Annotated in this window: 1 pseudogene; it reads right to left on the reverse strand. The window is 63.4% G+C overall.

Going from position 1 to position 462, the window contains the following annotated elements:
• A pseudogene (locus tag AACY45_RS28450) lies at positions 1-462 on the reverse strand (hypothetical protein); the annotation flags it as partial.

A 462-nucleotide genomic window follows, 5' to 3' on the forward strand; every position in this document is an offset into this window, starting at 1 on the left:
CAGGCAAGGCCCGCCTCGATCGCCGGCCACAATTCGCGCAGCGTCGCCTCGTCGCCGGTGCGCTCGACATAGCGGCCGGCCAGCAGGACAAACAGCGCCGTCGAGTCGACGCTGCCGTAATATTGCGCGAACGGGACCTCGCGCAGCGCCGCCATCTCGCCGCCGCGCATCTCGTGCAGGATCTTGCCCGGTTCGGCATCACGGTAGTCGTCCCGTTCACGCGCCTGAAGGTCGCCAAGCACCTCCAGCGTGCCGCGGGCAAGGTCCGGATTGACCATCATGTTCTGTAGGCTGACGATCAGACTGTCGCGACCGAACAGGGCGAGAAACCATGGCAGCCCAGCGGCGGGGACAGAAACCGTGTGATCGACGCCCGCGTGCGGTAACCGCAATGCAGTGGTATCGTCGATTGCTTGGTGGAAGAAGCGATAGAATTCCTCGTTGCTGGTGCGAATTTTAAGT

This window comes from Pseudomonas sp. RA_35y_Pfl2_P32, from assembly GCF_963970735.1.
Classification (GTDB): Bacteria; Pseudomonadota; Gammaproteobacteria; order Pseudomonadales; family Pseudomonadaceae; genus Aquipseudomonas.